This window comes from Pedococcus sp. P2_F6 (assembly GCF_056403675.1).
In genome coordinates, this window is the sequence record NZ_JBFUEZ010000003.1 from 298,692 (window position 1) to 320,072 (window position 21,381).

The 21,381-nt window shown below is 71.1% G+C and carries 17 protein-coding genes; 11 read left to right on the plus strand and 6 right to left on the minus strand.

Translation table 11 applies throughout. The features are described 5' to 3' along the window. Positions 1-11: 11 nt before the first annotated feature. From rpsF to AC1DWP_RS09390, 3 genes are all read right to left on the minus strand, one after another. Positions 12-299 (minus strand): 30S ribosomal protein S6, encoded by a 288-nt coding sequence (rpsF, locus tag AC1DWP_RS09380; RefSeq protein WP_056921396.1) that lies wholly within the window; start codon positions 297-299, stop codon positions 12-14. A gap of 182 nt (positions 300-481) precedes the next feature. Continuing rightward, positions 482-1,936, minus strand: coding sequence for a glycosyltransferase 87 family protein (locus AC1DWP_RS09385; RefSeq protein ID WP_477614197.1), 1,455 nt, complete (start codon positions 1,934-1,936; stop codon positions 482-484). Then, positions 1,933-4,125 (minus strand): transglycosylase domain-containing protein, encoded by a 2,193-nt coding sequence (locus tag AC1DWP_RS09390; protein WP_477614198.1) that lies wholly within the window; start codon positions 4,123-4,125, stop codon positions 1,933-1,935. The genes AC1DWP_RS09385 and AC1DWP_RS09390 overlap by 4 nt, the downstream gene beginning before the upstream one ends. Before the next feature lie 267 nt (positions 4,126-4,392). Here AC1DWP_RS09390 and AC1DWP_RS09395 point away from each other — a divergent pair, with 267 nt between their 5' ends. Both AC1DWP_RS09395 and AC1DWP_RS09400 read left to right on the plus strand, forming a co-directional pair. Beyond that, positions 4,393-5,007 (plus strand): PadR family transcriptional regulator, encoded by a 615-nt coding sequence (locus AC1DWP_RS09395; protein WP_477614199.1) that lies wholly within the window; start codon positions 4,393-4,395, stop codon positions 5,005-5,007. Between the two features lie 13 nt (positions 5,008-5,020). Then, positions 5,021-6,112 carry an inositol-3-phosphate synthase gene (locus AC1DWP_RS09400; RefSeq protein WP_477614200.1) on the plus strand — a complete coding sequence of 364 codons (1,092 nt, stop codon included), beginning with the start codon at positions 5,021-5,023 and terminating at the stop codon, positions 6,110-6,112. A gap of 159 nt (positions 6,113-6,271) precedes the next feature. On the opposite strand, the gene AC1DWP_RS09405 is transcribed toward AC1DWP_RS09400, so the two are convergent. Then, positions 6,272-7,735 (minus strand): CCA tRNA nucleotidyltransferase, encoded by a 1,464-nt coding sequence (locus AC1DWP_RS09405; RefSeq protein WP_477614612.1) that lies wholly within the window; start codon positions 7,733-7,735, stop codon positions 6,272-6,274. Positions 7,736-7,845: 110 nt separating this feature from the next. On the opposite strand from AC1DWP_RS09405, the gene AC1DWP_RS09410 reads away from it, so the two are divergent. The 9 genes from AC1DWP_RS09410 (at position 7,846) to AC1DWP_RS09450 (ending at position 18,798) form a co-directional block, all read left to right on the plus strand. Next, complete coding sequence (locus tag AC1DWP_RS09410; RefSeq protein ID WP_477614201.1) at positions 7,846-8,340, plus strand: NUDIX hydrolase; 495 nt, start codon at positions 7,846-7,848, stop codon at positions 8,338-8,340. Continuing rightward, positions 8,340-10,382: a DUF6049 family protein gene (locus AC1DWP_RS09415; RefSeq protein WP_477614202.1), complete on the plus strand. Its 2,043-nt coding sequence runs from the start codon at positions 8,340-8,342 to the stop codon at positions 10,380-10,382. Before AC1DWP_RS09410 ends, AC1DWP_RS09415 begins: the two co-directional genes overlap by 1 nt. After that, positions 10,379-12,022: a murein biosynthesis integral membrane protein MurJ gene (gene murJ, locus AC1DWP_RS09420; protein WP_477614203.1), complete on the plus strand. Its 1,644-nt coding sequence runs from the start codon at positions 10,379-10,381 to the stop codon at positions 12,020-12,022. Before AC1DWP_RS09415 ends, murJ begins: the two co-directional genes overlap by 4 nt. A 78-nt stretch (positions 12,023-12,100) precedes the next feature. After that, a complete protein-coding gene (locus AC1DWP_RS09425) occupies positions 12,101-14,248 on the plus strand; it encodes a hypothetical protein (protein ID WP_477614204.1) in 2,148 nt (715 codons plus the stop codon). A 28-nt stretch (positions 14,249-14,276) separates the two neighbouring features. Next, complete coding sequence (sigM, locus tag AC1DWP_RS09430; RefSeq protein WP_477614205.1) at positions 14,277-14,825, plus strand: RNA polymerase sigma factor SigM; 549 nt, start codon at positions 14,277-14,279, stop codon at positions 14,823-14,825. A gap of 85 nt (positions 14,826-14,910) precedes the next feature. Then, positions 14,911-15,687 carry a hypothetical protein gene (locus AC1DWP_RS09435; RefSeq protein ID WP_477614206.1) on the plus strand — a complete coding sequence of 259 codons (777 nt, stop codon included), beginning with the start codon at positions 14,911-14,913 and terminating at the stop codon, positions 15,685-15,687. A 91-nt stretch (positions 15,688-15,778) separates the two neighbouring features. After that, positions 15,779-16,828, plus strand: coding sequence for a thioredoxin-disulfide reductase (gene trxB, locus AC1DWP_RS09440; protein ID WP_477614207.1), 1,050 nt, complete (start codon positions 15,779-15,781; stop codon positions 16,826-16,828). 123 nt (positions 16,829-16,951) lie between these two features. Further along, on the plus strand, positions 16,952-17,278 hold the full coding sequence (gene trxA / locus AC1DWP_RS09445) for a thioredoxin (protein ID WP_477614208.1): 327 nt from the start codon (positions 16,952-16,954) through the stop codon (positions 17,276-17,278). A 308-nt stretch (positions 17,279-17,586) separates the two neighbouring features. Beyond that, on the plus strand, positions 17,587-18,798 hold the full coding sequence (locus AC1DWP_RS09450) for an N-acetylmuramoyl-L-alanine amidase (RefSeq protein WP_477614209.1): 1,212 nt from the start codon (positions 17,587-17,589) through the stop codon (positions 18,796-18,798). Positions 18,799-18,917: 119 nt separating this feature from the next. On the opposite strand, the gene AC1DWP_RS09455 is transcribed toward AC1DWP_RS09450, so the two are convergent. Further along, positions 18,918-20,138 carry a ParB/RepB/Spo0J family partition protein gene (locus tag AC1DWP_RS09455; RefSeq protein ID WP_477614210.1) on the minus strand — a complete coding sequence of 407 codons (1,221 nt, stop codon included), beginning with the start codon at positions 20,136-20,138 and terminating at the stop codon, positions 18,918-18,920. An 11-nt stretch (positions 20,139-20,149) separates the two neighbouring features. Beyond that, on the minus strand, positions 20,150-21,265 hold the full coding sequence (locus tag AC1DWP_RS09460) for a ParA family protein (protein WP_477614211.1): 1,116 nt from the start codon (positions 21,263-21,265) through the stop codon (positions 20,150-20,152). Between the last annotated feature and the right edge of the window lie 116 nt (positions 21,266-21,381).

A 21,381-nucleotide genomic window follows, 5' to 3' on the forward strand; every position in this document is an offset into this window, starting at 1 on the left:
TCGGGTGCAGCTCAGGCGCCGGGGCGCAGGAGCTTGGTGCGCATGACCGACTCGTTGAGGCCGAGCTGGCGGTCCAGCTCCTTGGCCGTGGCCGGCTCTGCGGTGAAGTTGACGACGGCGTAGATGCCCTCGGCCTTCTTCTTGATCTCGAACGCCAAGCGACGGCGGCCCCAGATGTCGATGTTGTCGACGGTGCCCTTGTCCTTGGTCACGACGGTGAGGAACTTGTCGAGCGACGGCGCGACGGTCCGGTCGTCGAGCTCGGGGTCGAGGATGACCATGAGTTCGTACTGACGCATGCTGATAACCCGCCTCCTTTGGTCTATGGCGGTCACGGTCTCTCCGTGACAGGAGGGTTGCAGTGCGATCCCCTGCGAAGCACCGTCGAGGTGCGCCGCCGGGGAACCTGGAACAGAGTACCGGGACACAGGGACATCGACCGAATCGTTGTCCACAGGCCCCGATTCCGGGCGGGCGCCCCTCAGGCGAGGCGGACGAGCAGCTGGTCGGGGGCGTCCGTGAAGTCGCCGGCCAGCTCGTCGACCACTGCGTCGGAGTCGTCGGCCTGGTCGAAGTCCCGGGAGTCGTCCTTGGGAAGGTCCCCCGTGTCCTGGCCCCGCAGCTCCTCGGAGGAAGAGACCTCCGGGGCCTCCGCGCGTTGCGCGGCGGTGTACCAGACCCGCCACACGAGGTAGCCGACGGCGAGGACGCGGAGGGTGAGGGTCACGGCATACCAACCGGCCGGGAGGCCCCGGTCGGGCTTGGACAGGCCGCCGACATAGAGCCACACGGCGACGAAGTGGAGAGCCTCGGCCCCTGCCCACAGCAGGTGGTCCCGCCAGCGGAGCCCGCACAGCGCCACCAGCGGCAGCAGCCAGAGGGAGGACTGCACGGGGAAGGTCTTGCCGGCCAGGAGGGCGAGGGCGACCAGGACGAATGCGACCTCGGCCAGGGTGGGCCGACGTCGGGTGCTCAGCGCGAACATCGCGCCCGTCAACGCGGCCAGCACCAGCCCCACCACCGTGAGCAGGGTGCTGACTCCGGCGGGGAGGGGGTGACCGACCAGGTCGGGCACCATCCACAAGGAGCCCAGACCGGCGGGGCTGTCCCACCACTTCTCGTACGACACCACGATGGCGCCGGGGTTCGCGACCAGGAACGGCAGCAGGACCACACCCACGGCCCCGGCTGCGGCGGCCAGCGTCCGACCGACCGCCTCGAGGCGGCCGGTGCGCAGCCCGAGGACCACGAGGGCCAGCAGGATCAGGACGGGGTAGGTCCGGGCGGCGACTGCCAGGCCCAGGAGGGCACCGGCCAGCGCGGGGCGTCGCCGGCTCCAGGCCCAGATGCCGGCGCTGGCGAGGGCGACCCCGAACAGGTCGGGCGACAGCATCGCCGTGAGCAGCAGCACGGGGCTGAGCGCGACCTGCGCGGCGTTCACGGAGTGCCGCGGACGCGAGGCGGCGGTGAGGTAGACGATGGCGATGGCGAGGCCGGTGCCGAGCAGGGCCCACAGGGCGAAGTACCACCGGGTCTGGTCGAGGAACGACCCGTCCGGCACCAGACCTCCCACCCAGGCCATCACCGAGCCCGTGAGCACCGGGTGGTCGGCCCGCGCACCGTCACCAGCGAGGTAGGACGCCAGGCCGTCGTCGAGGTTGCCCAGCTGGTAGAGCGCCGGCAGGTCGGAGAAGCAGGCGTGCCAGAACTGGTCCGAGCCGGTCCAGCCCTTCTGGATGCAGTGGGCACGCTCCGCCACCGACAGCGACATGGTCGCAGCCGTCGCGACGAGCAACGGCACGACCGTGGCGACCCACGAGACCGCCCGGGCCGAGACGTGCCGGCCCAGTGGCCCGCCGGCGACCGCCAGCGCACCACCGGGCAGGAGGTCCGACGTCGAGGAGACGTGCGGCGCCGGGTCGTGCGGCCGGGTCACTGTGTCGTCGGGGGTGGTCCGCCGGCGCCGAGCGTGATCGTCGTCGGCGGCGGGACCGTGGTCGTCGGCTTGCCCGTGCCCTTGGTCTTGGTCGGGGTGGGCGTCGTCGTGGTGGTCGTCGTGGTCGTGGTAGTCGTGGTCGTCGTGGTGGACGTCGTCGTCGGCGGCGGGGTGTAGACCTTGTCGTCACCGAGGCCGGCGCGCTTGGGGAAGTCGACGACCTTCTGGCCCTTGAGCGCCGCGGTCATGAAGTCGGTCCAGATGTGCAGCGGCACGGTCGCACCGGTGAGCTCCCCGACGCCGGGGATGTTGTTCATCGACAGCTCCTCGCCCTTGGGGCCGGTGCTGTAGATGCCCACCGCGGTGGCCAGCTGCGGGGTGAACCCGTCGAACCAAGCCGCCTTGTTGTCGGTCGTGGTGCCTGTCTTGCCTGCGACGGGCCGCCCGAGGTTCTGGGCGTACACGGCGGTGCCGTCCTTGACCACCTGCTCCATGGCGTCGACCGTGTCGGCCGTGACGTCCTTGTCGAAGGCCGCCTTCTTGACCGGCTTGGCCTTGTAGTTGAGGTCGCCGGGTCCACCCTTCACGGAGCGGATGTAGTACGGCGTCACCCTGGTGCCCTGGCTCGCGATCGTCGCGTAGGCGTTGGCCATGTCCGTCACCGTGACGTGCGACGTGCCGAGGACGTTGGCGTAGTTGGTCCCGAGCCCCTTCTCCGGCAGACCCGCTGCGACCGCTGCGTCACGGGTGGCCTTGGGCCCGACCTTGATGTTGAGCTGCGCGTAGACGGTGTTGACCGAGTGGCCGGTGGCCGTCCGCAGGTCGATGTTGCCGAACTGCTCACCCGAGCCGGGCCCGAAGTTGCGGACGCCGCCGCGGCGCAGGAAGTCGGTCTTCGCCGCGGAGTCCTCGAACTCCTTGAAGTACTGCGGGCTGCGGCCCTCGAACTTGGTCTTGGTGCTGATCGGCTGGTCCTGGGACAGGGCCGCCAGCAGGGCGAAGATCTTGAACGTCGACCCGGCCTGCATGCTGGCCTGGGTAGCGGTGTTGAACTGTTCCTTCTGGTAGTCCGCACCGCCGTACATCGCGACCACGGAGCCGTCCCCGGGCTTGATCGAGGTCAGGCCGACCCGCAACGACGACGTGCCCTTGCCCTTGGGCATCCGGGCCTTGACCGCGTCGACGGCGGCCTTCTGCGCCTTCTGGTCGATCGTGGTGACGATCCGGTAGCCACCCTTGTCGATGTCGGTGTCGGTGAGCTTGAGCTTGGCCTTGAGCTCGCGCTTGACCGCGTCGGTGATGAACCCGTTCGGTCCGGCGGCATTGCGGTTCGGCTGGTACTTCACCAGGGACTTGGTCGGGAACGTCGCCTCGGCCCGCGCCTCAGGCGTCAGCCAGCCCTTGGTCACCATGCCGTCCATCACGTACTTCCACCGGGCCTCGGCGTTGGCCTTCTGGGACTCCCCGAGACCGGGGTCGAAGAACGACGGTCCCTTGACGACCGACGCCAGCAGGGCGCCCTCGGACGGCGTCAGCTTGGACACGTCCTTGTTGAAGTAGGCCTTCGACGCCGTCTGGATGCCGAACGCCCCGCGACCGTAGTAGATCGTGTTGAGGTAGTTCTCGAGGATCGTGTCCTTGGACTGCTGCTTGGCGATCTTGATGGAGATGATGATCTCCCGGCCCTTGCGCGACAGCGTCTGGTCCTGGGTCAGGAAGTAGTTCTTGACGTACTGCTGCGTGATCGTCGACCCGCTCTGGGCGGTGCCGCCGGACAGGGTCGTCCAGGCACCCCGGAGGATGCCGGTCGGGCTGATCCCGGAGTTCTGGTAGAAGTTGCGGTCCTCCGCAGCCAGGTGGGCCTCCTGCACGGCCTTGGGCACCTGCTTCAACGGCACGGACTCGCGGTTGACCTCACTGATCCGGTCGATCTCGGTCTTGCCGTCGGCGTAGTAGATGATCGATGCCTGCGCAGCGGCCAGGTCGTTCGGCTTGGGGGCGTCGATCATCGAGTAGGCGACGAAGAAGCCGATCGCGAGGAGCAGGAACCCTGCCAGCGCCGTGAGGCCGAGCCACTTCGCCCACCGCCTGCCGGCGCCGCCCTTGGGCCGGGCCGTCTTGGCTGCCTTGGCTCGGCGGGTCTGCCCCGCCTTGGCCTGGGCTCGCGTCTTCGGACGTGGGGTACTCATGTGACCTTCCCGATCGGCATACAGCTGGCGCAGGCACCGACCCTCGGGCCGCCCTTGCGCGCAGTCAAGTGGCCCTCAGTATGACTGGCGGACTTCTGAATCGTGCATTCGGTGTCCCCGGTATGCCGGCTGGCCGGCTGTTCGGGCTGGGTTCACCAGATATATCGGCTCGATATATCTGGTGTACGCTTACCCAGTCGTCGAAGCCACGAGGACACCCACGGGCGAGTTCCGTCCGCCGATCGCGAAGGGAGGTGCTGACCAGTCATGAGCCGTCGTTCCGAGCTCCTCGAGTTCGCCGTTCTCGGCCTCCTGCACGAGAGCCCCATGCACGGCTACGAGCTGCGCAAGCGCCTCAACGCGGCGCTCGGCGTCTTCCGCGCCCTGTCCTACGGCACGCTCTACCCCTGCCTGCGCGGGCTGCTCGACCAGGGCCTCATCGCCGAGGCGGTTGGCACTCAGCACGCGGCCACCTCCGGGTCCAGGCGCGCCCGCATCGTGTACGAGCTCACCGCGGACGGCAAGGAGCACTTCCAGGAGCTGGTCAAGGAAGCCGGGCCGACCGCGTGGGAGGACGACACCTTCGACGTCCACCTGGCCTTCTTCGCCCGCACCGAGGCCGAGGTCCGGCTGCGCATCCTCGAGGGGCGCCGCAGCCGGCTGGAGGAGCGGCTGGACAACATCCGCACCAGTGCGGCCAAGAACCGCGAGCGCTTCGACACCTACACGACCGCTCTCGAGCGGCACGGCCTGGACTCCGCCGAGCGCGAGGTCCGCTGGCTCAACGAGCTGATCACCGCCGAGCGCAACGTCCCCGCTTCGGTCACCACCAAGAGCACCACCAGCAGAACCCCGAAATCCACCACCCCCAAAACCCTCTAGAAGGAGTATTCCCATGGGATCCGTTCGCGTCGCCATCGTTGGCGTAGGCAACTGCGCCAGCTCGCTGGTGCAGGGTGTCGAGTACTACAAGGACGCCGACCCGGCTGGCAACGTCCCCGGGCTCATGCACGTCACCTTCGGTGACTACCACGTCAAGGACGTCGAGTTCGTCGCCGCCTTCGACGTGGACGCCAAGAAGGTCGGCTTCGACCTCTCCGAGGCCATCGGCAACTCCGAGAACAACACCATCCGCATCGCCGACGTGCCGCCCACCGGCGTCACCGTGCAGCGCGGTCACACCTACGACGGCATCGGCAAGTACTACGCCCAGACCATCGAGCAGTCCGACGCCGAGCCGGTGGACATCGTCCAGGTCCTCAAGGACACCAAGGCCGACGTGCTCGTCTCCTACCTCCCGGTGGGCTCCGAGGTCGCCGACAAGTTCTACGCACAGTGCGCGATCGACGCGGGCGTGGCCTTCGTCAACGCGCTGCCGGTCTTCATCGCCTCCGACCCCGAGTGGGCCGCGAAGTTCGAGGCCGCCGGCGTGCCGGTGATCGGCGACGACATCAAGAGCCAGGTCGGCGCCACCATCACCCACCGCGTGATGGCCAAGCTGTTCGAGGACCGCGGCGTGACGCTGGACCGCACCTACCAGCTCAACGTCGGCGGCAACATGGACTTCAAGAACATGCTGGAGCGCGAGCGCCTCGAGTCCAAGAAGGTCTCCAAGACCCAGGCCGTGACGTCCAACCTGACCGGTGCCCTCGCGGGGCTGACCGACAGCCGCAACGTCCACATCGGGCCGTCCGACTACGTCGCGTGGCTCGACGACCGCAAGTGGGCCTACGTGCGCCTCGAGGGTCGCGCCTTCGGTGACGTGCCGCTCAACCTCGAGTACAAGCTCGAGGTCTGGGACTCCCCCAACTCGGCCGGCATCATCATCGACGCCATCCGTGCGGCCAAGATCGCCAAGGACCGTGGCATCGGCGGCGCGCTCATCAGCGCCTCGTCCTACCTCATGAAGTCCCCGCCCGTGCAGCGCGAGGACACCGAGGGCCGCACCAAGCTCGAGGCCTTCATCGCCGGCACCGAGGAGCGCTGACCCAGCGCCCCAGCCACACGGCATACGAGAGGGGCACCTTCCGCATCACGCGGGAGGTGCCCCTTTCGCGTCCCGCCTCGGACTTGTTGCGCGCAGGTCGTCACCGAACCCCCGAAACCGGGCCCTGGTGACCACCGGGACGCACCACGTCGGGGTGGGTCAGCTCGACGGGGGCTGGCTCGAGTCGGCCCGGCTCGACTCCGGCTGCTGCGCCCACCAGTCGCGCAGCTCCTGCTCGGCGGCGTCGCGGCCGATCATGCCCCGGTCGAGGCGCACCTCGAGCAGGTGGGCGTAGGCCCGGCCGAGCACGGGGCCGGGACGGATGCCGAGCACCTCCGCGATCTCGTTGCCGTCGAGCTCGGGCCGCACCTTGGCCAGCTCCTCGGCCTCCATCAGCGCCTCGATCCGGAGCTCGAGGGCGTCGTAGGTCTGCGAGAGGCGTGCCGCCTTGCGGGCGTTGCGGGTGGTGGAGTCGGAGCGGGTCAGCCGGTGGAGGCGCTGGAGCAGCGGCCCGGCGTCCGTGACGTAGCGGCGCACGGCGGAGTCGGTCCAGGCGCCGTCGCCGTAGCCGTGGAACCGCAGGTGCAGCTCGACGAGGCGCGAGACCGCCTTCACGGTGTCCTTGTCGTAGCGCAGGGCCTTGAGCCGCTTGCCGGTGAGCTTGGCGCCGACCACCTCGTGGTGGTGGAACGAGACGCCGCCGCCGGCCTCGAACCTCCGGGTCGCCGGCTTGCCGATGTCGTGCAGCAGCGCGGCAAGTCGCAGCACCAGGTCAGGCCCGGGCACCGACGACTCGGGGCCGTCCGGCGCCCCCTCGAGCGCGATCGCCTGGTCGAGGACGGTCAGCGAGTGCTCGTAGACGTCCTTGTGGCGGTGGTGTTCGTCGATCTCGAGCTTGAGCGCCGGGAGCTCCGGCAGCACGTGGTCGCCCAGCCCGGACTCGACGAGCAGTCGCAGTCCCGCGCGGGGTGCCGGAGCCAGCACCAGCTTGGTCAGCTCGTCGCGGACCCGCTCGGCCGACACGATCCCGATCGATCCCGCCATGGCCGTCATGGCCGCGCTCACCTCGGGGGCGACGTCGACGCCGAGCTGCGCCGCGAACCGGCACGCCCGCATCATCCGCAGGGGGTCGTCGCCGAACGACACCTCTGGGGGCCCCGGCGTGCGCAGGCGCCGCGCCGCGAGGTCGGCCAACCCGGCATACGGGTCGACGAACTCCATGGAGGGGAGCCGCATCGCCATCGCGTTGACGGTGAAGTCGCGCCGCACGAGGTCGTCCTCGAGGTTGTCTCCGAAGGCGACGACGGGCTTGCGGGTCTGGCCGTCGTAGGCGTCGGCCCGGTAGCTCGTCACCTCGACCGTGTGCTCGCCGCGACGCGCGCCGATCGTGCCGAACTCGCGTCCGATGTCCCAGTGGGCGTCGGCCCAGGGCTTGAGGATCGCCAGCGTCTGGTCGGGAGTCGCGCTGGTCGTGAAGTCCAGGTCCGGCGAGAGGCGGCCGAGGAACGCATCGCGCACCGGGCCCCCGACCAGGGCCAGCTCGTGACCCTGCGCCACGAACAGGTCGCCGAGCTCGGTCAGCAGCGGCACCACCGGCGCGAGGTGGGCAGCGGCCCGCCGCATCAGCTCGGGCAGGAGCACTGCCCGGGTCTGGGAGGGAGGGCCGGTCTGCGGCTCGCGGGGATCGGCGGTGGACACGGAGGTCAAGGGTAGGCGCTCGTTAGAGTGGCACGGTGACCTCCCCCGCTCGCGACCCCGAGAGGCTGGTGCCCCAGCGGCCCCGGCTGCCCGCGGTCGAGGAGCGATCGGCGGGCGGGATCGTCGTCGACGTGCACGAGGGCGTCGCCCGGATCGCCGTGATCGCGCGTCGCAACCGGGCCGGCCGCATCGAGTGGTGCCTGCCCAAGGGGCACCTCGAGAACGACGAGACGCTCCAGCAGGCCGCCGCCCGTGAGGTCGAGGAAGAGACCGGTATCGAGGGCCGCGTCCTCACCGAGCTCGGCACCATCGACTACTGGTTCGCCACCGACCAGCGCCGGGTGCACAAGTTCGTCCACCACTACCTGCTCGAAGCCACCGGCGGTCACCTCACCATCGAGAACGACCCCGACCACGAGGCGATCGACGTCGCCTGGCTGCCCCTGCGCGAGGCACACGAGCACCTCACCTTCCCCAACGAGCGACGCATCGCGAGGCAGGCCTGGGCGCGTCTGGCCGGAGACGGGTGATGCACCGCGCATCCGTATGCCGCGTGCTCGCCGCGGCCGCGCTCGCGCTGCCCACGTGGGCGGCCGGGTCCGGGCCTGCGTCGGCAGCGGGCGTCGACCTCGCCCTGTCCGCCGTGACCCCAGCCGTCGTGACGGGCGGCCAGGACCTCGTCGTCACCGGCACGGTGCACAACGACGGCACCGGCCCGCTGAACCGGCCCACCGTGTCCGTGGTCATGCCCACCGCCGACGCCGCCCTGAAGTCGACCCGCGAGGCCGTCCAGGCCTGGGCGACGGCGACCGGCCCGGCGCAGGGAACCGTCATCGCCCAGACCCGGCTCGCCGGTGCCGTGCCGGCGGGCGGGACGGCGTCGTTCTCGCTCACCGTTCCCCGCCTCGCCTCGCTGGGGGGTGCGGCGTACGGCGCCATCCCGCTCAGCATCCAGACCGGCACGTCCAGCGTGCGGACCTTCGCCGGCTACCAGCGGACCAAGCAGTACGAGCCGATCTCCATCAGCTGGGCGGTGCCGCTCACCCTCGACCCCGACCCCAACCTGTTCGGTGGCCGGGGAGCGAGCCGCGAGACCGCCTGGGGCGAGGCGCTCGCCGAGGGATCCCGGGTCAACCGGGTCCTTGACGCGACCCAGGACGCGCCGGTGACCTGGGCCATCGACCCCACCCTCCTGCCCGGCCTGCTGCCGACCGGCGTCGACCTCGGTGGTGAATCCACCCAGGGTGACCAGGAGACGGCGATGCGCGCCGCGACCCAGGCCCGCATCACCGACGCGGCCGCGCGGCATACCCCGTGGGTGCTGCCGGACACCGACGCCGACCTCGCGGCGGTCGCCGGGGCCAGCACGGGCCAGTCCCTGATGCGCACCCTGGTGGGGCGCTCGCAGGCGGTGGCCGAGAAGCTGGGCGGCCGCGCGGACGTGGCCTGGCCGGCCGACGGCGGTTACACCACGAGCCGCGAGACGGCCCTGCGCCGGCTCTTCCGCGTGCCGGCCCTCGCCGGGCAGGTCACGTCGGCCGCGGTGCTCAGCACGCCGGGGTCGGCCGCGACCCCGGGTTCGGCGCAACGCAGCACCACCGGGCTGCCCCTGCTGGCCTACGACGACGCCTTGAGCGCGCTCCTGCGGCGGACCACCTCGTCGGCGGAAGGCGTGCTGAGCACCCAGCAGTTCGTCGCCGACTCGGTCGCGCTGCTCAACGAGCTCCCCGGCACACAGGGGCGCTCGGTCCTCGTGGCGGCGCCCCGTTCGTTCAACCCCGACCCGACCGCCGCCCGGGCCTTCCTCTCCGCCACCGCCAGCATCCCGTGGCTCACCCCGACGACGACCGGCGACGTGCTGGCCAGGGCCAGGCGCGCCGTGGGCACTCCAGCCGCCCCGGTCACCCGGCCCACGGTCGCGCCCAGCGGCGGCCGGGCAGTCCTCACCAGTGCCCGGATCAGCCAGCTGGAGCAGACCGTCCGCACGGTGCGCGGTGTCGCCCAGATCCGCGACGACGGCGACGAGTTCCTGCGCACCTGGACCCGGGCGGCCGAACAGCTCGCCTCCACCCGCTGGCGAGCCGCCCCGACCGCGTGGGACACCCTGAGCGGCCGGGTCACCCAGGCCGCCAGGCAGACGACCACGTCGGTCAAGGTGTCGGCCAGCACGATCAACTTCCTCGCCGACTCCGGTCGGCTGCAGATCACCGTCACGAACGACCTGGCAGTGCCGGTCGAGAACGTCAAGCTCACGGTGGAGGCCTCCAACCCGCGCCTGCGGATCGACAGCCAGCCCGCCGTCCTGCGGATCGGCCCCAAGAGCAGGGCCACCGTGTTCGTGGGCGTCACGGCGCTGGCCGCGGGCTCTGTGCCGCTGCGGACCACCCTGACGACGCCGGACGGCACCGTCATCGGACAGGGCGCCGACGTGCAGGTCCGCGTCACGCCCACGGGCAACTGGGTCTACTGGGGGCTCGCCGCGGTGGGCGGGCTCATCCTGCTGCTGGGTATCGTGCGCACCGTCCGACGTCGCCCCGGCGCCCGGCTCCCCCGAGAGGCCATCCCCGAATGAGCGACGCCACCACCGGCAACGAGCGCAGCCTTGCCCGGTCGAGCGCCGTCATGGCCGCCGGCACGGTCGTCTCGCGGCTGCTCGGGTTCGCGCGGGCCTCGATGCTCGCGGCCACCGTGGGCATCGCCCTGGCGGCCGACACGTTCCAGGTCGCCAACACCCTGCCCAACCAGTTCTACCTGCTGCTCGCCGGTGGTGTCCTCAACGCCGTCCTGGTGCCCCAGATCACCAAGGCCGCGAGCCACGACGACGGCGGTCACGAGTTCGTCAACCGGCTGCTCACCCTCTCGATCGCCCTGCTGCTGGGCGCCACCATCGTCGTCACGGCGGCCGCGCCACTGCTCGTCCGGCTGTTCTCCAACCGGTGGGACGCCACGACCCTGGGGCTGGCCACCGCGTTCGCCTTCATCTGCCTTCCACAGGTCTTCTTCTACGGCCTCTACACCCTGTTCGGCCAGGTGCTCAACGCGCGAGGTCAGTTCGCGGCATACATGTGGGCGCCGGCCCTGGCCAACGTGGTCGCGATCGGCGGGCTGCTCTGGTTCGGCGCGGCCTACGGCAAGGACATCAAGGTCGAGAACTGGTCCGACACCATGATCTGGCTGCTGGCGGGCACCGCGACCCTCGGCGTCGCAGCCCAGGCACTCGCGCTGTGGCTCCCGCTGCACCGCAGCGGCTTCCGGTATCGACCCGTGTGGGGCTTCCGCGGCGTGGGGCTGCGGTCCGCCTCCAAGGTCGCGCTGTGGACTTTCGCGGCGGTGGCCGTCAGCCAGCTCGGGTTCATCGTCACGTCGAAGGTCATGACCCGGGCGGGCGACCTGCTCGACGAGCGCGGTCAGGTCGGCGCGGGCGTCACTGCCTACGGGCTCGCCTTCCTGCTGTTCATGCTCCCCCACTCCCTGATCACGGTCTCCCTCGTCACCGCCCTGTTCACCCGGCTCTCCCAGGCCGCGCACCGCGACGACACGGCGGAGGTGGTCGCCGACCTCGGCCGGGGCATCCGGATGCCCGCGGTGCTCCTGGTCCCCGGCACCTTCCTCGCCCTGGTGCTGGGCGCCCAGGCCGTGCGGGTCGCCTTCCCCGGCAACGACCACGCCGAGAGCCTGGCGATCGCGCACGTGATGATGGCGATGATGCTGGGACTGGTGCCGTTCGGCTGGCTGTACCTCGTGCAACGCGTGTTCTACGCCTACGAGGACGCCAGGACACCGTTCCTGCTGCAGGTGGTGGTGACCGTCGTCGCCACCGCGGTGAACATCACGGCCCTCACCGTGGACCCTGGACGCGCCGGCATCGTCGTCGGCATCGGACAGACGCTGAGCAACCTCGCCGCGGCCCTCCTGGGGTTCATGCTGCTGCGTCGGCGGCTGGGCCTGCTGCGGCTCGGATCGAGCATCCGCACCTACGTCAGGCTCGCGCTGGCCGGGCTGCTGGCCGCCGCGGCCACGGCCTTCATGCTCGTCGGTCTCGAGGGTTTCGGCATCGACGGCGAGCGCTGGTCGGGCGCCCTCGTCGAGATGGTGCTGGGTGGGGTGCTGTTCCTCGTCCTGTGCTTCGGGACCGCCCACCTCCTGCGCGTGGAGGAGGTCGGCCAGCTGTTCGAGCCCGTGTTGCGCCGCCTGCGGCGCCGCCCCTCCTGATCGGGCACGCCCTAGGATGAGCCCGCACCGTGCTGGTGCAATAGGGGCGACGCGTCCATCGACACCGTAGGAGGCAGCGTGCACGGGGTAGGCCCATCGACGGTGCTGGGCGGCCGCTATGCCGTGCAGCGTCGGCTCGAGCAGCTGCCGAGGGCCGAACGCTGGTCGGCCCACGACACGACGCTGGAGCGCGACGTCGTCATCGTGTGCTTCTCCGAGGACGAGTCCCACGCCGATGCCACCCTCGACGCCGCGCGTCGCGTCGCCGGACTCGACAACCACCGCCTCGTGCGCGTGCTCGACGTGGGCCGGTCCGAGGGGATCGCGTTCTTCGTCGAGGAAGCCATCCACGACGCCCACTCGCTCGCCCAGATCCTCGAACAGGGCGGACTGCCCGCCGAGGAGGTCCGCCGCGTCGTCGGCGAGACCGCCACCGGCCTCGAGGCCGCGCGCGGCCGGGGCCTGCACCACCTGCGCCTCACCCCGCACTCGGTCCTGCGCTCCCACGACGGCACCATCAAGGTCCGCGGGGTGGCCACCCTCGCCGCGATGGCCGACGAGGACGACCTCGACGCCACCCAGGCGGCTCGGCTGGACGCCGTGGGCGTGGTTGCCCTCACGTATGCCGCGTTGACCAGCCGGTGGCCACTGCCCGGTTCGGTCCCCGGCCTGGAGTCCGCGCCGCACGTCGTCGGCGGCGTCCCCGCGCCGTCCGAGATCGCGGCGGGTGTCCCCGGTGACCTCGACGCCCTGTGCCGCCTCACCCTCAACGAGGACCAGGGGCCGCTCACCCCCGGTGACTTCGCCTCCCAGATCGCGCCGTGGGCCATGGCGCAGGTCAGCGGTCTCGGCGGCACGACCCCGGTGGACGACGGCACGACCCGGACCATTCCGCTGGCCATGGAGCAACTGCGCTCCGAGCTCGCCACGGTGCCCATCCCGCCAGCAACCCCGGGATCCGCGTCCTCCCCCGCCTCGGAGAGCACCGTCGCCCTGCCGACCGGCCAGGACGCACCGGTCGACGCACCTGTCGACGGACCGTCCGTTGCCGCGGACGAGTGGGACGCGGCAGACGAGCAGGATGCGGCGTCTCAGCACCACGCGACCGGTGCGGACGTCGACACAGCGCTGCTCCCGGCCGCGGGTGGCCCTCGTCCCGCAGGTGGCGGCAGCCCGACGAGCAGTCCGGCGAGCCGCCCGACCCAGACGCGGTTCGACCCGGTCCTCCCCGGCCCGCCCTCCGAGCTGTCCGAGCCGGCCGCAGGGCCATCCACCCAGCCATCCACAGAGCCCGGTGAGCCGGGCGCCGGCGCGGCGGCAGCCGCCCAGGCCGCTGCGGCAGCGAGTGCGGTCGGGTCCGCGATCGGCACGGCAGGTCAGGCAGCCGGTCAGGCAGCGGGGGCCGCTGCCCACCGCGTGGGAAGCTTCGCCCGCGCGGCGGCGGACAAGGCCGCCGAGCGGCGGGCGCAGCGCCAGGCGGCCGAGGAGCGGGCGGAGCAACGCCGGATCTCCCTCGACCAGGCCCTCGTCGAGGGCCAGGAGCCACTGGACCCTCCGCTCCCCATGCTCCACGCCGACACCGGCGAGGCACCCACGCGCGACCAGTCCAAGCTCGTGCTGGCCGTCGTGGCGGCGTTCCTCATCCTGGCCATCGTGGTCGGGTTCTACGGAGCCTCGAAGATCGGTTCCAACACCGACCTCGGGCTCGGCGACCCCCCCACGCCGAGGAGCACCGTCAAGGTGACCGCCCCAGCGGTGACCGTCACGCCGACCCAGCCCGAGGAGTCCGGGACCCAGTCCTTCGCCGTCCTCAGCGCCACCGGGTTCGACCCGGCCGGCGACGGTGCGGAGCGCAACGGCGAGGCGGCCCGCGTCTTCGACGGCAAGGACAACACCTTCTGGAGCTCGGAGGGCTACGCGTCGGCCAACCTCGGTGGCCTCAAGAAGGGCGTCGGCGTGCGGCTGGACCTCGGCCAGAACCGCGACGTGACCACCGTCAAGCTGGTCCTGCCCAACGCCTCCGACGTGACGGTCTACGTCGGCGACGACCGAGAGAGCCTCGACAGCGCCAAGGAGGTCGGCTCCTCGAAGGGCAAGTCCGGCGACGTCACCCTGACCGCCCCTGCAGCGGTCAAGGGCCAGTTCGTCTTCGTCTGGTTCACCAGCGTGACCCAGGTCAGCGACGGGCGTTTCCGCGCCACGCTGGCCGAGGTCACGGTCAGCTGACCGGGAAGGTCGGCAGGGCGGCATACCCATGAGCACCCTCCCGCTGCGCGAGCGCGACGACCGCGACCTGCTCCGCGCCCACATCGCCGGCGACCCGGACGCCTTCGGGGAGCTGTTCCGTCGTCACCGCGACCGGATGTGGGCTGTCGCGCTGCGGACCACGCGCAACCGCGAGCTGGCCTCGGACTGCGTGCAGGACGCCTTCATCTCGGCGTTCCGGCGAGCCGAGTCCTACCGAGGCGACGCGGCCGTGACCACGTGGCTCCACCGCATCGTCGTCAACGCGTGCCTGGACCGGTTGCGGCGCGACAAGCCGACCAGTCCGCTGCCCGAGTACGAGTTCTCCGACAAGCGCGACGCGCAGGCCTCGGTCGACACCAGGCTCGACGTGCGGGAGGCCCTCGACCGACTGCCCGAGGGCCAGCGGATGGCGCTCATCCTCGTCGACATGCACGGCCTCTCGGTGGCGGAGGCCGCCGCCGTCCTCGAGGTCGCGGAGGGCACCGTGAAGTCGCGCTGCAGTCGGGGCCGTGAGGCCATGGCCGAGCTGCTCAGGGAACCATCGGGGCAGCCGTGACGTCGTACACATGTCGCCCCTGCCGTGTGTCCACCGGCATCCGTGCGTCCCGAATGCTGGTCCCCGACGTCTGGAGGTTCTCGTGGTGAGCACCCCACCCGTGCCCCCCGCGGACAAGGGGGGCCCCGAGCACGACCCCACCGGCATCCGCGAGCTGCTGTCGGCGCTGCCGGACCCCGGCCCCATGCCGGCGGACCTCGTCTCCCGGATCAACGCCTCCATCGCCGCCGAGCAGTCGGCCCGCGAGGGCGGCGCCACGGTCGTGCCCCTGCGGCCGCGCCGCTGGGGCTGGCAGCACGTGGGGGTCGCCGCCGCGGCAGCCGCCATCCTCGGCTTCGGCCTCCCCGCCCTGCTCACCGGCACCGGCCCCGGCGACGTGATGGCCTCCCTCAGCGGCGGCTCCGCCGCAGACAGCGGCAGCGGGGCGGCGGCCAGTAGCGAGAGCGGGTCGGACACGAACTCGGGGTCGGGCGTCGCGCCGCGCACCCAGTCGTCCTCGGGCCCGGACCTGCGGGTCAGGGGGCCCTTGGGCCAGGTGTCGCTGGCGGCCAGCGGCACGACATACACCGCGGCAGCGCTGGCGACGCAGGCTGCTGCCGTCGACTACACCGCCCGCGACAGCGCAGCAGCACCCAAGGCCAGCCGCGGTCCCGCCGACAGCGAGACCGGCCTGCGCGCCTGCCTCACCGCGATCGGCGTGCAGGCCTGGATGCCGGTCGCGGCTGACGTCGCGACTCTCGACGGCGCACCAGCGGTGGTCGCCGTGGTCAGCAACGACACCGGACGGACCGTGTATGCCGTGTCCCCGGCCTGCGACGCCGCGCACCCCCTCGTGCTGGCCGGCCCGCTCGCGGTCCCCTGAGCCTGCAGGGGCCGCCTCACGGCGCGTCGTGGCGCACCGCAGCGGTGGGGAACATCGAGGGCCTACGATCGGTTGCAGACACAGGCACCGTATGTTGCGGTGCACCGCCTTCTCGACCACAAGGGGCTGTAACCGCGTGAGCACCACCGCACCTGCCGACATCCGCAGTCTGATCATCATCGGCTCCGGTCCAGCGGGCTACACCGCCGCCGTCTACGCGGCGCGGGCCAACCTCCAGCCCCTGCTGTTCGAGGGCGCCGTGACCGCTGGTGGCGCGCTGATGAACACCACCGACGTCGAGAACTTCCCCGGCTTCCGCGACGGCATCATGGGCCCGGACCTGATGGAGAACATGCGGGCCCAGGCCGAGCGGTTCGGCGCCGAGATCATCACCGACGACGTCGAGTCGGTCGACCTCGAGGGCGAGGTCAAGACGGTCGTCGACGCCGAGGGCAACACCTACCGTGCGCACGCCGTGATCCTGGCGATGGGGTCGGCCTACCGTGAGCTCGGGCTGCCCGACGAGAAGCGACTCTCCGGCCACGGGGTCTCGTGGTGTGCGACGTGTGACGGCTTCTTCTTCCGCGACCAGGACATCGCCGTGGTCGGCGGTGGCGACTCGGCCGTCGAGGAGGCGACCTTCCTCACCAAGTTCGCCCGTTCGGTGACGATCGTGCACCGTCGCGACGAGCTGCGCGCCTCCAAGATCATGGCCGAGCGCGCCCTGTCCAACGACAAGATCAGGTTCGCCTGGAACTCCGCCGTCGAGGCGATCCACGGTGATGCCAAGCTGACCGGGATCACGCTGCGCGACACCGTGACCGGCGAGACCCGTGAGCTGCCCGTCACCGGCCTGTTCGTCGCGATCGGGCACGACCCGCGCAACGAGCTGGTCAAGGGCGTCGTCGAGCTCGACGACGAGGGCTACGTCCTGGTCCAGGGCCGCACGACGCTCACCAACCTGCCCGGTGTCTTCGCCTCCGGCGACCTCGTCGACCACACCTACCGCCAGGCCATCACCGCGGCCGGTTCCGGGTGCGCCGCGGCCCTCGACGCCGAGCGCTACCTCGCCGACCGCGAGCACGCGGGCGCACCCGCGGGCGACACCGCCCTCACCGACGAGCCCGCCCTCACCCACTGACCACCCGGTCTGCCTGTCAGACCCCGCTGGGATCCTGACGGACAGACCGAGCCCCACGCCACAACCGGCACACCTCACCACCCATCCAGCCCCAACCGCAGCACCACCGAAAGGAGCCCCCGAGTGGGAGCCATCAAGGACACCACGGACGCCACCTTCGAGGTCGACGTCCTCCAGAACGACAAGCCCGTCCTGGTGGACTTCTGGGCGCCCTGGTGCGGCCCGTGCCGCGCCGTCGCCCCGGTCCTCGAGGAGCTGGCGATCGCGCACGCCGACAAGATCGACATCGTCAAGCTCAACACCGACGAGAACCTCGCGGTGAGCAGCCGCTACGGCATCACTGGCATCCCGACGCTCAACGTCTACGTCGGCGGCGAGGTCGTCAAGACCCTCGTGGGTGCGATGCCCAAGCCCAAGCTGGTGCGCGAGCTCGCCGACTACCTCGGCTGAGCACCGCAGTGACCGTGTGCCGGCCGCGCCCGATGGTGGGTGCGGCCGGCATCGTCGCCCCCTGGCTTCGGGCCAGGGCGTGAGGACCACGGACGAACCAGGCGACCGGACGAGGCCTTCGGACCAGGCTTTCGGACCAGGGGTCGTCCGGTTGGTCCGCAGCCCGGTTCTGACTTAGGCTCGGGCGTCAGCCACCATGCCCCGCAACCCGGGCGCACCACCGCTGACCTGCACAAATACCCCAACAGCCAGCCACCCGCACACCGGCCAAGAACCTGGCTGGGTGCGCGATCACCCGAGGAGGTCGAGTGTCCGACAGCAAGAGCGGCCTGCTCGGCCTCGGCAGCCACGGACCCGCCGTCGTGGACGTGCGAGCCAGGCTGGCAGCGCTGCCACTCGACCAGCTGCCCGAACCGCCACACCTCGGCGGCCCTGACGCCGAGGACGCTGGCGAGGGGGACCAGACCCCGTTCGACCCCGCCCTGTTCGACGCTTCCCTCGAGCGTGCGGTGCGGGCCTTCCAGCAGCACAAGGGGCTGATCGTCGACGGGGTGGTCGGGGTCGAGACGTTCACGGCCATCGACGGTGCCCGCTGGGCCCTCGGCGACCGGATCCTCATGCACACGCCGGGTCACCTGCTGCGCGGGGAGGACGTCGTCACCCTGCAGGAGCGGCTCAACACCCTCGGCTTCGCCGCTGGCCGCGTCGACGGCCGCTTCGGGCCCGAGACGGAGCGTGCGGTGCGCAGCTTCCAGCGCGCCTACGGCCTCTCCGGTGACGGATCGGTCGGTCCCGACACGCTGCGTGCCTTCAAGGACCTGCGTCGCTCGGTGTCGGGGGGCTCGGCCAACGTGCTGCGCGAGCAGGAGCTGGTCCGCCGCTCCGGGCACAGCCTGAGTGGCCGCACCGTCGTGCTCGACCCGGGCCACGGTGGCAGCAACTCCGGCGCCGTGGCCCACGGGCTGGTCGAGGCAGAGCTGGTCATGGACCTCGCCCGCCGGATCGAGGGTCGGCTGACCGCCATCGGCGTCTCGGTCGTCTACACCCGAACCGAGCACACCTGCCCGACCGAGGACGAGCGGGCCGCCCTGGCCAACGATGCCGGCGCCGACCTCGTGCTCTCACTGCACTGCGACTCCCACGATGCCGCCGAGGCCAGCGGGGTCGCCACCTTCTTCTTCGGCCGCGACCGCAAGACGTCGTGGTCGGCCGTCGGTGAGCACCTCGCCGACCTGGTGCTGCGCGAAGTCGTGGCGCGCACCGGTCTCGAGAACTGCCGCTCGCACGGCCGCTCCTGGGCCCTGCTGCAGCAGACCCGGATGCCTGCCGTGCGCATCGAGGCCGGCTACCTGTCCCACCCCAGCGACGCCGCACGCCTGGCCGACCCGGCGTTCCGCGACACGATCGCCGAGGCCGTGCTGGTCAGCCTGCAGCGGCTCTACCTGGGAGATGACGACACCGCCACGACGGGCGTCCTGAGACTCGGCGACCTGCGCGCCTACCTCGCCTCACACAGCTGACAACGACCACGAATCGGCTACTCCCCCAAGGGAATTCCCCGACCGCTGAGCAGCAGCCGACCTACTCCAAGCCCGCGGTCGCGGCGGTCGGTCGGTCTGCGGTCCTAGCTACTTCGGTCCTAGCTGCGGCGGTCGAGGCCGAGCATGTCGACGATCCGGTTGAGGTCCTCGACCGAGGCGAACTCGACCGTCAGCTTGCCCTTGCGCTGACCCAGGGCGATGTTGACCCGGGTGTCGAACCGGTCGGACAGCCGGGCCGCCAGGTCGTCGAGCTGGGGGTGCCGGTTGCCCGCGCGCGGGCGTCGCGGCTTGGCCACGTCGTCCGGCCCGCCGACGGCGACGATCTCCTCGACGTTGCGGACGCTCAGGCCCTCGGCCACGATCCGCTGCGCGACGCGCTCCATCGCGGCACCGTCGGGCAGCGACAGCAGGGCCCGCGCGTGGCCGGCCGACAGCACGCCCGCAGCCACGCGGCGGGCCACGAGCGGCGGCAGCTTCAGCAGCCGCAGCGTGTTGGAGATCTGGGGCCGGGAACGGCCGATCCGAGCGGCGAGCTCGTCGTGGGTGCAGCCGAAGTCCTCGAGCAGCTGCTGGTAGGCCGCCGCCTCCTCGAGAGCGTTCAGCTCGCTGCGGTGCAAGTTCTCCAGGAGGGCGTCCCGCAGGAGGTCGTCGTCCTCGGTCTCCTTGACGATCGCTGGCACGGTAGCCCGCCCAGCCTCCTGCGAGGCGCGCCAGCGGCGCTCACCCATGATGAGCTCGTAGCGCACGCCCTCGGGGGCGTTGTCGAGCTGGTCGGGCCCCTGACCTGCAGGAATGGGCCTGATGACGATCGGCTGAAGCACCCCGATCTCGGAGATGGAGTGCACCAGCTCGGCCATGTCGTCCTCGTCGAAGACCGACCGGGGCTGACGCGGGTTGGGGCGGATCTGCTCGACCGGGATCTCGCCGTAGGAGACTCCCGGGACCGGCGCCAGCCCGTGCGGGTTGTCCGTGTCTGCCGCCACCGCGCCATCTGCGTCGTCGGTGTCGCTCGCGTCACCCGAGCCTGACGCCTCACCGGTGCGGGCCTGCCCGTTGCCGGCAGCACGGTCATCGTCGGACACCCCGTCCGGACCGTGACCGGCGTCGCTGGTCGGCTCCATCGTCGTCGTGGTCGTCCCTGCCCCAGCCGAGGCCTCGCCGGCACCGTCGCGCCCGGACGGCGTCCCACCGGCATACGCCGTCGCGCCGGGACGCTGGTCAGGGAAAAAGACGTCCACGGGACGGCCATTGGGGGAGGTCGGGGCGTTGGGGATCAGGGCACCCAGGCCCCTGCCGAGTGCGCGGCGCTTCTCGCTCATGGTGTCTTCTCTCAGTTCTGCGTGGACGCGGTCGAGTGGTCGGCGGTGGCGGCGCCGCGATCGGCAAGCTCAGCAGCCGCGCCCAGGTAGGACAGGGCGCCACTGGAGTTGGGGTCGTAGGTCATCACGGTCTGGCCGTGGCTCGGCGCCTCCGAGATGCGCACCGAGCGAGGCACGGTGTTGCGCAGGACCTGCGCCGGGAAGTGGTTGCGCACCTCCTCGGCGACCTGGGCCGACAGGCGGGTCCGGCCGTCGTACATGGTCAGCAGGATGGTCGACACGTGCAATGACGGGTTGAGGTGGTTGCGGATCAGCTCGATGTTCTTGAGCAGCTGTGAGAGACCCTCGAGCGCGTAGTACTCGCACTGGATCGGGATAAAGACCTCCTGGGCGGCGACGAAGGCGTTGACCGTCAGCAGGCCCAGACTCGGGGGGCAGTCGATCAGGACGTAGTCCGGCGCCGGGCGATCGGTGTCGGCGTCCGCTTCCAGGTACGCCGCGATCGCCTTCTGGAGGCGGGTCTCGCGCGCAACCAGCGAGACGAGCTCGATCTCCGCGCCGGCGAGGTCGATCGTGGCCGGCGCACACCACAGGCCGGGGATGTCCGGGCACTCCTGGACAACATCCGCCATCGGTGTGCCGTCGACGAGCACGTCGTAGATGCTCGGCACCTCGGCGTGGTGGTCGATACCGAGGGCCGTACTCGCATTGCCCTGCGGGTCGATGTCGATGACCAGCACGGTCAAGCCCGCCTGGGCCAGCGCCGCCGCGACGTTCACGGTGGTGGTGGTCTTGCCTACCCCGCCCTTCTGGTTGGCCACGGTCAGGACGCGCGTCGCCGTCGGCTTGGGGAAGACTCGCCCGGTGAGGGCTATTCGTTTGCGGGCATCAGCGGCGACGGCCTGCGCCAAGGGGGTGTCCCGGTCAGCGGTCGGCAAGGAGGAGGCCAGTTCCTCACGCTCGTCCGTTTCACGTGAAACAACGGCCGCCAGCGCCTCCTCAGCCGCGGCCGAATCCACGGGGTGGGTGCTGGGGTGGGTGCCCGCGTGGGCGTCGGGATGGAGGTCGCGGGCGCCGTTTGTTTCACGTGAAACAGAGGCCGTATTGCTGTCGACTGTGCCGGTCATGGAGGCGTCACCTGTCGTGATGGTCGTACCGTTCGCCGTCGGTTCGGCCTGCCCCGCGCGCTCGTCCAGCGCTGTCGTCGCGGTGGAGAGCTGCTCCGTTTCACGTGAAGCCGGGT